18 protein-coding genes are annotated in these 14204 nt (G+C 33.3%); 5 read left to right on the forward strand and 13 right to left on the reverse strand.

Annotated elements, in window-relative coordinates:
- Positions 1-103: 103 nt before the first annotated feature.
- Entirely contained in the window at positions 104-571 is a 468-nt protein-coding gene (locus tag DFR57_RS15000; RefSeq protein ID WP_114354034.1) for a divergent PAP2 family protein, read from the reverse strand.
- Between the two features lie 334 nt (positions 572-905).
- On the opposite strand from DFR57_RS15000, the gene DFR57_RS15005 reads away from it, so the two are divergent.
- Positions 906-1190: a hypothetical protein gene (locus tag DFR57_RS15005; RefSeq protein WP_114354035.1), complete on the forward strand. Its 285-nt coding sequence runs from the start codon at positions 906-908 to the stop codon at positions 1188-1190.
- Between the two features lie 130 nt (positions 1191-1320).
- On the opposite strand, the gene DFR57_RS15010 is transcribed toward DFR57_RS15005, so the two are convergent.
- From DFR57_RS15010 to DFR57_RS15040, 7 genes are all read right to left on the reverse strand, one after another.
- On the reverse strand, positions 1321-1560 hold the full coding sequence (locus tag DFR57_RS15010; protein WP_114354036.1) for a hypothetical protein: 240 nt from the start codon (positions 1558-1560) through the stop codon (positions 1321-1323).
- Between the two features lie 62 nt (positions 1561-1622).
- The gene (locus DFR57_RS15015) at positions 1623-2078 is read right to left on the reverse strand and encodes a hypothetical protein (RefSeq protein ID WP_245937489.1); all 456 of its coding nucleotides are present in this window, start codon (positions 2076-2078) and stop codon (positions 1623-1625) included.
- A gap of 187 nt (positions 2079-2265) precedes the next feature.
- Complete coding sequence (locus tag DFR57_RS18625) at positions 2266-2850, reverse strand: DUF6366 family protein (protein WP_342768848.1); 585 nt, start codon at positions 2848-2850, stop codon at positions 2266-2268.
- An 81-nt stretch (positions 2851-2931) separates the two neighbouring features.
- Positions 2932-3366 carry a hypothetical protein gene (locus DFR57_RS15025; RefSeq protein WP_114354037.1) on the reverse strand — a complete coding sequence of 145 codons (435 nt, stop codon included), beginning with the start codon at positions 3364-3366 and terminating at the stop codon, positions 2932-2934.
- A 111-nt stretch (positions 3367-3477) separates the two neighbouring features.
- The gene (locus DFR57_RS15030) at positions 3478-3825 is read right to left on the reverse strand and encodes a hypothetical protein (RefSeq protein ID WP_114354038.1); all 348 of its coding nucleotides are present in this window, start codon (positions 3823-3825) and stop codon (positions 3478-3480) included.
- A 93-nt stretch (positions 3826-3918) separates the two neighbouring features.
- The gene (locus tag DFR57_RS15035) at positions 3919-4437 is read right to left on the reverse strand and encodes a hypothetical protein (protein WP_245937490.1); all 519 of its coding nucleotides are present in this window, start codon (positions 4435-4437) and stop codon (positions 3919-3921) included.
- A 368-nt stretch (positions 4438-4805) separates the two neighbouring features.
- Positions 4806-6353, reverse strand: a complete 1548-nt coding sequence (locus DFR57_RS15040; RefSeq protein ID WP_114354039.1) for a glycoside hydrolase family 43 protein — start codon at positions 6351-6353, stop codon at positions 4806-4808.
- A 597-nt stretch (positions 6354-6950) separates the two neighbouring features.
- Between DFR57_RS15040 and DFR57_RS15045 the strand changes: the two genes are divergently transcribed.
- Complete coding sequence (locus DFR57_RS15045) at positions 6951-7553, forward strand: cupin domain-containing protein (RefSeq protein WP_114354040.1); 603 nt, start codon at positions 6951-6953, stop codon at positions 7551-7553.
- 108 nt (positions 7554-7661) lie between these two features.
- On the opposite strand, the gene DFR57_RS15050 is transcribed toward DFR57_RS15045, so the two are convergent.
- Positions 7662-8306, reverse strand: coding sequence for a DUF421 domain-containing protein (locus DFR57_RS15050; protein WP_114354041.1), 645 nt, complete (start codon positions 8304-8306; stop codon positions 7662-7664).
- A 181-nt stretch (positions 8307-8487) separates the two neighbouring features.
- Here DFR57_RS15050 and DFR57_RS15055 point away from each other — a divergent pair, with 181 nt between their 5' ends.
- Positions 8488-8700: a hypothetical protein gene (locus tag DFR57_RS15055; RefSeq protein ID WP_114354042.1), complete on the forward strand. Its 213-nt coding sequence runs from the start codon at positions 8488-8490 to the stop codon at positions 8698-8700.
- A gap of 48 nt (positions 8701-8748) precedes the next feature.
- Here DFR57_RS15055 and DFR57_RS15060 read toward each other — a convergent pair whose 3' ends face one another.
- On the reverse strand, positions 8749-9954 hold the full coding sequence (locus tag DFR57_RS15060; RefSeq protein WP_114354043.1) for an MFS transporter: 1206 nt from the start codon (positions 9952-9954) through the stop codon (positions 8749-8751).
- 233 nt (positions 9955-10187) lie between these two features.
- On the opposite strand from DFR57_RS15060, the gene DFR57_RS15065 reads away from it, so the two are divergent.
- The gene (locus tag DFR57_RS15065; protein ID WP_114354044.1) at positions 10188-10688 is read left to right on the forward strand and encodes a DUF3231 family protein; all 501 of its coding nucleotides are present in this window, start codon (positions 10188-10190) and stop codon (positions 10686-10688) included.
- A 101-nt stretch (positions 10689-10789) separates the two neighbouring features.
- Here the strand turns inward: DFR57_RS15065 and DFR57_RS15070 are convergent, their stop codons facing one another.
- Positions 10790-11050 carry a hypothetical protein gene (locus DFR57_RS15070; protein ID WP_211315376.1) on the reverse strand — a complete coding sequence of 87 codons (261 nt, stop codon included), beginning with the start codon at positions 11048-11050 and terminating at the stop codon, positions 10790-10792.
- A 310-nt stretch (positions 11051-11360) separates the two neighbouring features.
- Between DFR57_RS15070 and DFR57_RS18315 the strand changes: the two genes are divergently transcribed.
- Complete coding sequence (locus DFR57_RS18315; RefSeq protein WP_170133000.1) at positions 11361-11519, forward strand: hypothetical protein; 159 nt, start codon at positions 11361-11363, stop codon at positions 11517-11519.
- Between the two features lie 114 nt (positions 11520-11633).
- Here the strand turns inward: DFR57_RS18315 and DFR57_RS15075 are convergent, their stop codons facing one another.
- On the reverse strand, positions 11634-13229 hold the full coding sequence (locus DFR57_RS15075) for a xylulokinase (protein WP_114354046.1): 1596 nt from the start codon (positions 13227-13229) through the stop codon (positions 11634-11636).
- Positions 13230-13684: 455 nt separating this feature from the next.
- A complete protein-coding gene (locus tag DFR57_RS18500) occupies positions 13685-14137 on the reverse strand; it encodes a glycine zipper domain-containing protein (protein WP_245937491.1) in 453 nt (150 codons plus the stop codon).
- Positions 14138-14204: the final 67 nt, after the last annotated feature.

Raw genomic sequence — 14204 nt, forward strand, 5'->3', positions numbered from 1 at the left:
CGCTATAATCGGTAGCTCATAATTAATGAATTTATTCTAATACCATTCATTTTTTCATTAAATAAAAATCCCCTCCATTTAAAAACGAAGAGGATTGTTGTGCCTATTTATTTTCATATTTTGCTGCGAGCAATCCTAAAGCAGAGCCAAGTATTGCTCCACCTAAAACCTCAAGTGGTTGGTGACCTAGGAGTTCTTTTAGTTCCTTTTCATTTTCTACAAACTCTAAACTAGGAAAATCCTCTGAAATTACTGCGAAATGATCCTCTAAATTATTCACAAGTCGAGCTATTTCACCCGTATGCCTACGAATGCCTTGTGCATCATACATTACAATGACACCAAAAATAACTGCTATTGCTGTTTCAGTATGGCGGGACCCTTTATTGGAGGCTATGTAGGTAGATAGCGCAGAAACACCGGCAGAGTGAGAGCTTGGCATACCTCCTGTAGCGATTGCCTGTCTTACATCCCATTCCCCTGACACTTTTTTATGGGTTAATATTTTTAAACCTTGCGCAATACCGATTGCTGCTAAACCTGTAAATAATCCTTTATTCATTTTCCTCATTGCTGTATCCTCCTGACTTTTTTTCCTCTTCTTTTCATTACCCTATATGCGTTACTTTATTCAATATTTTTCATCTGGTGGCTCTGTTAATATTTAATATTGATATTTTAAAAAAATTGAACACTTATTATTGATATTTAAATTTTACAATAACTAAAAGGGGTTTAATTCCAAATATTGAAATATATGATAAACTAAGATTATCTAAATATACTGTTACACAAATTTAGACGAATTAATGTCTAATAAAGAATAATGGAAAATAATAAGATGTTAAGATGAAGCACATTAGTATTATTGAACGGTATAATTAAAAATATTTGGAGGAATAGTTATGTGGGTAATACTAGGGATTATTGCAATAATAGTGACTTTTATAAATCTTTATATGTATGCAGCGGGAAAGGATTATAAGCTTGCCATGGCGTTAGGATTATCATTTACAGCATTAACACTTTGTGCAGAATACAGTCTTGTATCAGATTGGGTAGAAGTGGAAGATTGGGCAGCTTTAATGGATGTAGTACCTGGTATGGAAAGGGCATTATGGTTTTTGACAATTGTTTCTATCTTACTAAATATAACACCTATACTTTTAGAACGAAAAGGTAAGAAATAATGAATTATTGTCGATCATTTATATAATATGCAATTTTTTTGTAAATCTTTATATATAACTAACTAATGCGCTAGTTCAATAAGGCAATAAATTAAACAGAACTCTCAATTTTATGGAAGTTCTGTTTTTTCTATTTTGCTAACCTAAAGCCAATTTGTTGTATTTCATTGATTGAATAATTTTCATATGATTTTTGGTATTCTATATTTAGTTCTTCATTTTTTGACATTTCCCATTCAACAGCGACTTTGGTTGGCTTGTAATGAGCTAAATAATCAACTAAATCTATTACTTTCTTTTCTTTTATTTCTATTAGTTCTTTATCCTGTTCAAAATGATAGGTTCCAACAAGTATTAATTCCTTTTTCAAGTATCTTTCCTCCAATTACCTCTCTATACATTTGCTCCAATTTCTATTATAAGGAAATGTGTTTAATACCTTTCAATAAAAATTAAATCAGCAGAAGGGGTTAGATATTCCTTTTCTCCTATTTTAAAATCAGCACCCTGACGTGCTACTTCAACATATTGATCAACTATTCCATCATTCATGAGCACTAATAGGTATATATCATCTCTATAGTCGATATTACTCGGATCATTAAAATTAACATCTAATCGTTCTTCAATTTCTTCTTGAGTAGTATAAGGTGTAAAAAGGAATGCCTTTTCCCAATCAAAGGACGTTAATGATTTAAGACTTATTTCACTACTGTTTTTATTTTCTACTATCGAATAAATCGTTTCACTTAAATCTGGATGGTGCTGGACATTATCACATCCTGCTAATAAAAGAGTGATAAGAACTACAATTAATTTCTTAATAACAAATCTCCCCTTACATTCATATCTAAAATCATTCATAATGGTCATTAACCAATTTTCCATACTTTCCCTTTTTTTGCATATTAGAAAGTCAATCTTTTACCATTTTCCTGCTCTTTAATTAATAAAAAAAAAGTGCACTTCTTATTTTAGATAAGCAATCGTTAGCTAGATTTCTACATTGACAATTCCTCGCTCCGCTTATGCGACAGTTATTTAAATTATGAGGTCTTTTACAACAACTTATATATCAATAATTGTTGAAATACACAGTGTCATCAAAAGTCATTCCAAAATGACTATATTCTATAGTAACATTATTTATTTCTTTATTATGAATGACACTAATTCCATAAATTTCATCATCTTTTGAATCAGCTTCATAATCTATTACCATGCCTTCTTTTATAGCTACCTCATCTATATTAACAAAATCATATTCTCTTGCTTCTTCACTTTTATAATCATCCAATATGATAAAACCTTGTACCGCATTACTAACTTGCAATTTTGTTTCTAAAGGCTCTTCATTATTATTTACCGAAACATTTAAAATTTGCACTTCACGAAAGCCATTATTACCAATACCGATAACAACGGATTTATTATATTCATTCGAAGCAATAGTGCCAACCTCCAATGGTGGATTAAATTTCAATAGAAAATAACCACCACCAATAATTATTACGAGAATAAGAATCCCAAAAAGTTTCCAATTTAAACCACCCACTAAATCAGCAAGATTACTCCCGTGAAAACTACTAGAAGGGTTTTCTAATTCTTTTTGCCTTATTTTTTCTCTTCTTATTTCAGGAGTTTCTTTATTTTCATTCATTTTAATCCTCCTTAAATTTAACTATAGCTAATAAATCTTGGTAAACGCTTCAGCTCTTTCATTTAAAAAGAAAACTAAACTTTATCTCGCTAAGAATTCCATTGTTTTTTTCCAGGCAAGGGAACTGTGGAAAAATAATAAAGATGCTACGGCACCAAATAGAAAGATCATATATATATTTGATGCACTATTATATCCACCAAGTAGAATTAAAAAAATTCCAATAATTAATAAACCACCCACTACATATACGATAAATTCAGTAACATATTTAAGAAGTTTATTACGAAACTGAATTTGGTTTAAATATATATCTGCGAAATAAGAGTAAATACTCCCGCCTATTAAATATACAGGGCATGAGTAAATAAAATATATGAAAAGTAATCCTGTAAAAGAGAAATAACCAACTCCAGCTTGCTGCTCTGCTACAGGCGTATATTCCGAAAAAGCGAAGGTTAGCGAAAGAATTAGTGCAGAAAGCACTGAAACAATAATTTTCTCTAAAAATATCATTTATTCATCCTCTTTTCCCCAAATACTAAAACTGATAAAATTAATTTATACAAACCTTTATTGATTTAAAAAATAACGAACCTGTTTAGCACAACAATTAATACTTTGTTTCTATGATTTAATCAAGAAGATAATTGCCACCGCTATAAGCATTGGTGTTAACATACTTTTAATTTTATTTATCCTCCACATGTCCACTGTAATCGTAAGCCCCGCTATCATTAATAAAAAAATCCCAAGGAACTTAATGCTATTTAGGGTCAGTAGATTTCCAAAAGATGCGAATAAATAACCTATTACAAGTAAGCCAATAGTGAAAATAAAATGTGGTGACTTAAAATCTTCCTTTGCAGAGTCCCTTTCATCTGTATCCATTTTTAAATAAGTTCTAACAACCAAAAAAGTTGGTATTCCCCACGTAATAAGGAATGTAACCAATGAATCAGTATCTATCTTCAAATCCACCCCCCCTGCCAAAATTCACTCTTCAACTATTGATATCCTTTAATTTAGAGACACCATTTCACAAAGTTGGAATCATTACTTAGGATTTTAATCGTGTTTTATTTCTTCTATTTTTTCATTAGTCCCATCTTCATGATTATAAAAAACTTCATTATCTTGTATTGGGCTTATGGCATACCAAAATCTTTTATCTCCTTCAACTTCCAAAATTTTTGCTTTTTCTGTCCCTACAAATACCTCTGATATTGAATTGTCGCTAATTGGACCAGAATATATATAAGGCGGTTGATTCGTAGCAGACCATTTATGAGGTGAATTCCACTCGGAGCCTCTTGTATCTTTCCATTTCCATTGTTTATCTTGTTTTTTGAAATAAGCTATGAATATTTGTTCTCCCTGCTCATTTTGCTCCTTAAATACTGCGATAGCATCATTTTCACTAATTACATTTAACTTTGTGTGAACAAGAGAATACGTATAATTTTTTTCTCCTTTATGCATTTCTGTCATTTTTTGATGAAAAAAATCTTCGAATGTTTGTTCTTTTAAACACCCAGATAGAAATAATATAAACAACAAAAACACAATGGCTGTCTTTCTGTTCATTTGATTTCCTCCTAAAAACTTCTTCTTTCACATTTCTGCCCTTTGTTGAAGAAGGAAAAATGCTTATTATATGAATTCAGATAACCAAATTTTATCATAAAATTCCCTATTTTGTATGTAATTCCCTTTAATAGTACAAATGCTTTAAGATTGAACTTTAATGCTTGAATCTGTTCGGTGAACTAATTGCTGGATAAAAATAAGAAATGATCATTTTTGGTTGATAATGAATTATTTTTTCATTTTTTTGATCAATAATTGTGATAGCAATAAAAAAAGTGATCCCTATTTATTTAGAGATCACCCTTCTGATTCGTAATTGTTTTTATGATAGTTATTGGATTTAGTTTAGCTGACTTTTCTTAACATTAATGTTGTGAATTATACTTTTTATCATTCATGATAAAACCAGCTTTTTCATAATGGAAATACTCCACATCCACATAGCCGCCCAATTGCTTTTTTGCGTAATTGAAAATGCCAACGCGGTAGCCCATGAAGTGATCTAATGTATATTTCATTTTTAAATCGTTGCCTATTTTGTTCCAGCTCTTTCCGTCTTCCGAGTAATAAAATTGCGCAAGATCAATACTATCATCAAAGTTAAAATCTATTTTAAAATAAACGGTATCACCTTTAAAAGTAACCTGTTCGACTATTTCTTCTTTTCCATCTCCGTTATTAACCGTTGCAGTTATATACTGCTCACTATCTTCGCTAAGCGTTATCCCTACTGTACCAAAGCTATTTTGCAGCGCAACTAAACCAGCATAGTCATGGGGTTTCATATGAGATACATCCATCTTTATACTTGCAATACATCTTGGACCTTCGGTGCGCTGTGTTAAAGTATTGCGTGCTGTTAAAATAGAATCGGTGATATTGGCTGTTTCTAAATGTAAAAAACCAGGTCTTTTTGTTAACGACCATTTTGTTTGATCAGGATAATGATTCCATTGCCAATTAAGCGTTAATTCATTTTTTTGATAATCAAAATTATCAGGGATGACTAATGCTTTACTTTCTTTAGCTGGCATGGCTAAATCCATTTGCTCTGGAGCTTTTCCATCTATTCCGATCATCGGCCAGCCATCCTTCCACTCCACAGGAAGTACGTATGGTATTCTGCCTACTGCATCATGATCTTGAAAAAGCATGGCAAACCAATCTCCGTCTGGTGTATCAAAAATTTCACCTTGAGCAATACCTTTATTATGATATCCCATATCATCATCAAAGATAATTTTTCGTTCATAGGTTCCTAAAAGCTCCTGTGAACGATAACAAATTTGGCGACGTCGCTGATTGCCATCTGTCGGCCACTCAATAAACAGGAGATAATACATGCCATCAATTTTGTGCGCATGACAGCCTTCACAACGCAACCCAATATTTTCTTTTTTTGTTTCCATCAATAATTGATTCACACCATTTTCTTTTACAGCGGTTACATCTTCTGTTAGCTCTGTTATCCGGATCTCCCCACAACCATATATGACGAAAACACGATCATCATCAAACAGCAAAGCGGGATCATGGTAAATACCGTCAATTGTCGAACGTTCCCATGGGCCATTTTCAATATCTTTCGTCTTATATACATAAAAGGTTTTGCTATCATTACTGGAAAAACATACATAAAAAGTATCCTTATGATGACGTAGACTTGCCGCCCATGAACCTTGTCCATAAATTCCTTTTCCATCTAAAAGGTTATGCGCTGCATTTTCTTCTAATCGATCAAATACATATCCGATAATTTCCCAATCAGCTAAGTTTTCCGATTTCATAATAGGACAACCCGGAAACGTGTGCATGCTTGTACTAACCATATAATAAGCTTTTCCTACACGAATCACATCAACATCTGGTACATCTGAATAAAAAATCGGATTCGTTAACGTCGTTTTTGACATCGTTTGTTCCTCTCCTTTTTCAATAAAAACTCTTACAAATTAAATGAATGCACCATTACTATAGCACAAACCACACTACAAAACTAAACAAGCACAATTTTGGTCATTAAAATACACTTTTCTATTTCAAAAAAATTCCTATTATGTTTACTAATAAATAAAAATGTTTAGTTTCCAGATCTGTTAGGAAAATTCTTATTCTATATGTGCAATCTCATCCTCTAAAGAATCCTATATTTTTTTAGTGCTAAAAAAAGTCTGTTAAGTAACCTTACAGATATATACAAAAGATGAAAATTAAGTGATAGCCTTGCAGTACATACTAAAAAGTAAATTTTAGGAGGGGATCTCATGAAAAAAAAGACGATTAACCCAATTCTATTTTTAACACTAGTTGTAAAAATGGCTTTTGCTAAATAATTAATTTAAAAAATTATCATAATGTTCTAACTGTACTTCAACTTAAAATGATCGATAATAAAAGTGTCCTAACTCCTATTCTAACGGAATTAGGACACTTTTTATGTTGAATTTTTAGCACATTAACCCAATTCCATCATAGTATGATTTCGAAAGCCTATGAAAGGAATGAAGAATATGTATAACCCTAATTACATGTATCCATTTCCATATCCAATGAGTTTGCCAAGTCAAAATCCTTATCCCCCTCAATATTTTATTGAGGCACCAAGGCACAACCCTGATTTTATTTATCCGTCCTATCACGCTAATATCCCTTTTCAAGAAGAAAGCGTAGTGGAAGATGACGAACGAGGTTGGTTCCATCACTCGATTAAGGACTATGGCCCGGAACCATATGTAGTGAATATAGAAAAGGTTACCTCGAAAAACAATACTTTTCGCACTGCACTATGGTCGGGGAAACATTTGCAGGTTACATTAATGAGTATTAACGTTGGTGAGGATATTGGGTTAGAAGTACATCCACATCTAGATCAATTTATTCGAATTGAACAAGGAAACGGACTTGTGAAAATGGGAGACACAAAACAAAATTTGGATTTCCAACGAGATGTTGCTGATGATTTTGCCATAGTGATACCAGCTGGAAAGTGGCATAATCTGATTAACACAGGTAACAGACCATTAAAATTATATTCCATTTATGCTCCACCACAACATCCTCATGGAACCGTACATCGAACCAAGGCTGAAGCTGAAGCAGCAGAGCATCATTAATTTTTCTTGTAGAGATGAGGCACCCGCATATTTACATGTCGGTGCCTTGTTTAAATTTTAAAGTAACTAAAGAAAATGCACACATTTCTGTACACTTCTCATCTTCATCTAATCTAAGTGGTTTGGCGGTTTTGTTATATGTTGTTTTTTTTCAATTTCTGCAAAAAGAGTATCCTGATCTTCTGAAGGAGTTGTGGGTCTTTTTAAAGGCTGTGATGTATCACGTTTGTGGATAGCTTCATTTAGCAGATCTAATTTTTGTTCCAACACATCAGTTATCTGCTTAAATTCTTTTTTCGTAACAGGTTGAACATCTTCATTTAGAACTAACGCTACACGTCCATTCGCTTCTAACGTTGCCCACTTAACATCAGATATTTTTTGGACATTTTGTTGTCTTAAATTCATCTCTAATTGATCTACGGTTAACCTGAAACCCATTAAATTTTTTTCTTGTAAAATACCATCTTTAATTAATACCTTAGACTTACCAGTGAGCAAATTCTCAAAAAAATCTCCTTTCACTTGGATATATTCCATGAAGATTAATGTTAATACGAGCATCAAACCGACTAATAATGTGCTCCAAACCCCTGCACCAGCTATCGGTTGAATGAGCAAGGAACCAATACCAATCATAATTACTGTTTGTGCCAAAGTCATTTGGGAGATTGACTTCCTGCCAGCAAACCGCAATAAGAAGGTACCACCTATAACAATAATGACTGATTTCCATATTAAATCCAAATCCATCTATTAAGCCTCCTTCTAAAGTTAATACGTATTTAAATAACTGCTAACGCGCTTATTATAAATATTTTTTTATTTTTCCACCTTATTTTTTACGAATAATTGGGTTATATACTCATGGCAAAAAAGGAATGGTTGAATAACCTATCTACTGAGTCTAATAACTATTCAGGAGGAAGATAGAATGCATTTTGATCAAAAACTAAAAGATTTATTAACAGAAGCTAGTCTTTACGGATTACTTGCAAAAAAGTACGAATATACAGACCCACAAAGACACATGTATTTTTATCAAAAATACTTCGATATTGTCCAAAAAATCGAAAAACATTACATGATGCATCAAGGAAACAAATCCAGCCATCACATGATGCCTGGACAGTATCCGATGTATTAATTATTTTATTTATGGCTGACTTATTTGTCAGCCTTTTCTCTTTTAGTATTATGCTGCTTTTAATCGTATGAATTTTGAAACGATGGCAATTAAAATCAGCCCTAGAATTCCACTTATAATAAAACTTCCGTTTAGAAAGTTATGCATGGAAATTGACATTAGAGGTGGACCAGCTGCTACTCCGATGAACCGTGATGAACTATAAAAAGAACTAATGGTACCTCTTTCTTCTTTCTCAATCCTTTCTGTAATCATCGCATCAAGTGTTGGAAGAATACATCCAATTGCACTTCCTAAGATACTTGTAACAAATAAAAGTATGATAAGTTGACTTTTAACAAACCCAATGAAAACAACGCTCCCCACCATTAAAATTAAGGAGGTAATAATTACTTTTTTCATCACCCCAACATCGCCTTTAATTTTTTTACCTGTAATAAACGATGCAACACAAAGTGTGAATAGCGGAATTGCTAAAACAAAGCCTTTTTTCACACCTTTAATAGCATGAATTTCCTCTAGCATATCGGACATAAAAAATAACACAGAAAATAAAATCAGCATTACATAAGCGCCTAGAAGAAACGTTGTGTATAGCCAACTTTTTTCGTTTTGGAAAATTTCTTTTGTTTTTTGAATAAACTGACCTAAAGGCTGTGGCTTTTTTTCACTCCCCTTGGGTACACGAATAAAGAAAAAAACAAGAATAATTGAAATTAAACTAAAAAAAGAAATAGAAAAAAACGGTAAAAACCACAGATATGCAGCTAATAATGAGCCTAATATCGGACTTAGTACCTTTCCTAAGGTATTCGAGGTTTCAATAATGCCTAGGCATGAGCTTGTTTTTTCGTCATCTCCCTTGTATATATCCCCAACGAGCGGCAATATAATCGGGGTCGCACCAGCAGCGCCAATCCCTTGAATAACTCGTCCAACAATAATCCAAAAAAATGGATCATCCAATTTCCAAGAAGCATAACCGGTAACAATCCCACCAATCAAAGCAAAAAACAGACTAGGCAATATCACCATTTTCCTGCCAAACCTGTCTGATAAATAACCTGCTATCGGAATAAGTATGATAGCTGCTATGGAATAACTGGTGATAATGGTACTCGATTGGAAAGATGTAATACCAACTTTATCTTCAAATATTGGCAACACTGGTATAAGCATGGAATTTCCCAGTGTCATAATTAATGGAATAGAAGCCATGCTTACAATACACCATTTACTTACCTTGTTTTCCATTTCAGCACCTCTTTATATATTTCATCCAAGTTAGAATGTCCAATACAATGGAAATTCACTTATAAAAACTCAAATTTCCAACATCCATTTACAGGAAATAGGGGGAAATAAGTGAAACTTTTCATTTTTCTTATTTCTCCTACTCTTTTCAAAAGTACACGATAGCATGCATAATTTATCTGATTTATCGAATAATAATTTTGGATGAAAAATTATGAAAGGGTGATAAAATTTTGGGTATTTTAAGCGGTAATCAGAAAAAAGAACCCCTGCATTATGGGGAAGTATACAGCCTTTGGAGTTATTTATCAGCAGCAAAAGGAACTGACATAGCTTATCAAACGATGTATAATCATGCTGGAGATAAAGATCTAAAAAACTTAATAGAAGAACTTGTTCAAGGAATTAAAAAGGAGACTGAGGAAGTAGAAGAAATTTTAAAAATGAATGAAGTAGTACTTCCTCCATCCCCCCCTGAAAGATCAACTGCTAATTTAGAGCAAATTCCTGTGGGTGCAAAGTTTAACGACCCAGAAATAAGCGCAGCTATTTCTGTAAAAATTGCAGAAGGACTTGTAGCTTGTAGTGCTGCAATCGGTCAATCAACAAGAGAAGATATTGCGATGTTATTTGGGAAATTTCATATGGATAAAGCACAAGCAGGTGCAAAAGCGTTAAAGTTAAACAAAGAAAAAGGTTGGTTAGTACTCCCTCCACTTCATAAAACTCATTAATTAAACAAATTAGCATAATAGGAAGGTCCAACACCATCGTTGAACCTTCCTTTTTTTAAATATAGATACTGTATGATAATTTAATCCTACTGATCAGTCATCTATTCTTTTTCTGCCTCTTCATCATGTGGAGGATGTGCACCCTCCATTTGCCTTGGAATATCTTTGTGTAAACCTCTATTTTCATAAACAAAGCTACTGTAGTATTGTTGCCCTTCTTCCCAAGGTGTTTCTTTGTTTTCAACTGAGGCATTCTCTCCTACTGGATGGCCATATGAACCTTCTGGAAACTCTTCAGAGGCAAGGAAATTATTTTGTGTCTTTGCATTTGATACATCTTTATATTTTTTCTTTTTTCTCAAATGTATAACCTCCCATTAGCTATATTTTCTGTAGTGACTATATTTATTATCCACACAAAATATTGGGATTTATAACATTTATTGTTTTGGAATCTTCCATCAATGTAAAAAATATCATGAGATGTAAGTCGTGAAATCAATTGATATACTTAATGCACCTGTAAATTTAGTTTGTTAGCATAGCATCGAATAACTACTTAATAACTTATAAGGAAATCCTTTATTTTGGATATCGTGATACAATATGGTTAATTAGATTTTCAGAAGTTTATTTTATTAAAACATAACGAATTATTGGAGGTTAAATATTATGAAAAAATTATATCAACACAATGTAATTGATAATAGAGGTGAAGAGCATGAATTAATGTTAATTATTTCAACGCTATTATCAATTATTACCTTCAAAAAGATTAAACGATTAGAAAACTACAGAAAAAAGCTTAAAAATTCATTTACTCCATACTAAACAACTTTTTTGAGACTCTTTTATAACTCTAGCTCCTCGCTTAAAACCCAGGATTTCCGCACAAAAAAAAGACGATAGAAGAAAAGTTATCCTCTATCGCCTTTTAAAATATTTTTATAAATGATCTACAGCAGCTCTTTCAATTGCAAGACCTTGCTTGTAACGAGTCATAAACTGTTCAAAGCCTTCCACGTCTTTTGCTTCAGGTGAAACTGTTTTAACCGCTTGATCTGCAAATACTCTTTGAGTTAAATACTCATCTAGGGTTTCATTGTCTTGTTTGTTGATCATGTAAGAGGCAAGTAGTGCAATACCCCACGCTCCACCTTCACCCGCAGTTTCCATTACAGAAACAGGCACATTAAGAGCACCAGCTAAAATACTTTGTCCTACACCTTCTGTCTTGAAAATTCCACCATGACCTAAAATTTCATCTAATTTCACTTGTTCTTCCTTAATAAGAATATCCATACCAATCTTCATTGCGCCAAATGCTGTAAATAAATGCACTCGCATAAAGTTAGCCAAATTGAAATTACTGTTAGATGAACGAACGAATAACGGGCGACCTTCTTCAAAATGAGTCATGTGTTCCCCAGAAAGATAGCCATATGATAATAAACCACCAGCATCTGGATCACCTTTAAGTGCTTGTGTAAATAACGTTTCATACAACTTATTTTTATCGACTTCGATGCCCATTGATTGCGAAAACTCTTCTAACATTCCGATCCATGCATTTAAGTCTGACGTACAGTTATTGGAGTGAGCCATCGCTACCAAGTTACCAGTAGGCGTTGTCACAAGATCAATCTCCGGATAAACCTTCGACAAATCTTTTTCCAGAACGATCATCGCAAAAGCTGATGTACCAGCTGAAACGTTACCTGTTCTTTTTGCTACACTATTTGTGGCAACCATACCAGTTCCTGCATCACCTTCAGGTGGACAAAGTGGAATTCCTGCTTCTAATTCACCACTAACGTCAAGAAGTTTTGCTCCTTCTTCTGTAAGTGTTCCTGCATTTTCCCCAGCAACTAAAACCTCAGGAAAGATATCTTCTAGCTTCAATGACACATTCTTTGAAGCAATTAGCTCATTAAACTGAGCAATCATCTTTTTATTGTAGCTTTTGGTTTCTAAATCAATTGGGAATACACCAGACGCTTCGCCAACTCCCAAAATCTTTTTACCGGTAAGTTTCCAGTGAATATATCCCGCTAATGTTGTTTGAAAGTTAATATCTGCTACATGCTCTTCTTTATTCAATATTGCTTGATACAAGTGAGCAATACTCCATCTCTGCGGAATGTTATAATTAAAAAGCTCTGTTAATTCTGTGGAAGCTTGTTCTGTGATATTATTTCTCCATGTACGAAAAGGAACCAAAAGCTCATCCGCTTTGTTGAAAGCCATATACCCATGCATCATCGCACTAAAACCGATGGCACCAACTGTTTGGAGCTTCACACCATATTGCTGCTTCACGTCATTGGCCATTTCTTGATAGCTCTCTTGTAGACCCTTCCAGATATCTTCTACACTATAGGTCCAGATATTGTCTACATAACTGTTTTCCCAATCGTGACTACCAGATGCGATTGGTTCATTATTTTCCCCAACAAGCACTGCTTTAATTCGAGTAGAACCAAACTCAATACCAAGTACTGTCTTTCCATTTTCAATAGCTTGCTTTGCATTAAGACTCATATTAATTTCCTCCAATAACTAATTTGTTGATGTATATTTTGATCATTGTAAATTGATACCAAAATGGCTAGATACGTTGGATTTATCTTCCTCTTATAATTTATAAGCCGACCCGTTTCCGTTTTTAAAGCGCTTTCCCCATCATTGATAGGTATTCACGTGCGATGTAAGTCAAATAGGATAACTTGTCGGTACAACTAATTCATACCATTTTCCATTAAAAAAAAAAGCTATCCACTTACCTATCAAGGATTTTTGTTTATGTAATTTAAAAACAGTCCGCCTTCTCTTATCATATCACTTTGCAGACAAGAGCGTCAATCTAAATTCGTCCGTACGTGTAAGTTTGAACCGGACTTTTATGCCCTGCTTCTAAATCCAGAAAAAATTCATACCAAAAAGAACCTTCCCTCTTTTTTAAAAAAGGCTTAGTTTCGATTATAATGTTACATCCTTTATAGGGTCTTCCCCTTTTTCTTAGCATCAGCATCCATGGATGTGCCAAGCCCTATTCCAATCGCCATTCCTATTGGAATTCCAAGTGCAATATTATCGAAAATTGTAAGTCCAAATACAACACCCAGACTCATACCTAAGGACATATAGATAGCCATATAATGTCCATCTTGTATAAGTTTATGCTCTTTACCTAAATGAGCAATTGTCACTGCTCTTACTTTTTGGTGTTCTTGAATCACTTCTTTTGTCAGTTCTCTTGACTTTAAAGTAGCAATTTCTTTTTCCAAGCTGATCAATGATTCAGCACAAGTTTCACATGTTTCTGAGTATTCATCTAATCTCTTTGCCACTCTTTTAGTAAGATTAGGATCAAGTTTCTGAAGTGTTTTCTTATCTGTATTGTTCTCAATTTCATTCATATAATTTTCTACACTTTCAAGTATTGTCATCGCATATTCCTCCACTATTCAATTATGGTAAAAATAGAATGATATATCGAACTACAAGTGTTATTTT

Origin of the sequence: Saliterribacillus persicus (assembly GCF_003337485.1) — a bacterium.
GTDB lineage: Bacteria > Bacillota > Bacilli > Bacillales > Amphibacillaceae > Saliterribacillus > Saliterribacillus persicus.

Bases quoted from the DNA above. Each gene is read 5' to 3' on its own strand.
- DFR57_RS15000 (WP_114354034.1), bottom strand. From the start codon at position 571: ATGAGGAAAATGAATAAAGGATTATTTACAGGTTTAGCAGCAATCGGT.
- DFR57_RS15005 (WP_114354035.1), top strand. From the start codon at position 906: ATGTGGGTAATACTAGGGATTATTGCAATAATAGTGACTTTTATAAAT.
- DFR57_RS15015 (WP_245937489.1), bottom strand. From the start codon at position 2,078: ATGGAAAATTGGTTAATGACCATTATGAATGATTTTAGATATGAATGT.
- DFR57_RS18625 (WP_342768848.1), bottom strand. From the start codon at position 2,850: ATGAATGAAAATAAAGAAACTCCTGAAATAAGAAGAGAAAAAATAAGG.
- DFR57_RS15025 (WP_114354037.1), bottom strand. From the start codon at position 3,366: ATGATATTTTTAGAGAAAATTATTGTTTCAGTGCTTTCTGCACTAATT.
- DFR57_RS15035 (WP_245937490.1), bottom strand. From the start codon at position 4,437: ATGAACAGAAAGACAGCCATTGTGTTTTTGTTGTTTATATTATTTCTA.
- DFR57_RS15040 (WP_114354039.1), bottom strand. From the start codon at position 6,353: ATGTCAAAAACGACGTTAACGAATCCGATTTTTTATTCAGATGTACCA.
- DFR57_RS15045 (WP_114354040.1), top strand. From the start codon at position 6,951: ATGTATAACCCTAATTACATGTATCCATTTCCATATCCAATGAGTTTG.
- DFR57_RS15050 (WP_114354041.1), bottom strand. From the start codon at position 8,306: ATGGATTTGGATTTAATATGGAAATCAGTCATTATTGTTATAGGTGGT.
- DFR57_RS15055 (WP_114354042.1), top strand. From the start codon at position 8,488: ATGCATTTTGATCAAAAACTAAAAGATTTATTAACAGAAGCTAGTCTT.
- DFR57_RS15060 (WP_114354043.1), bottom strand. From the start codon at position 9,954: ATGGAAAACAAGGTAAGTAAATGGTGTATTGTAAGCATGGCTTCTATT.
- DFR57_RS18315 (WP_170133000.1), top strand. From the start codon at position 11,361: ATGAAAAAATTATATCAACACAATGTAATTGATAATAGAGGTGAAGAG.
- DFR57_RS15075 (WP_114354046.1), bottom strand. From the start codon at position 13,229: ATGAGTCTTAATGCAAAGCAAGCTATTGAAAATGGAAAGACAGTACTT.
- DFR57_RS18500 (WP_245937491.1), bottom strand. From the start codon at position 14,137: ATGACAATACTTGAAAGTGTAGAAAATTATATGAATGAAATTGAGAAC.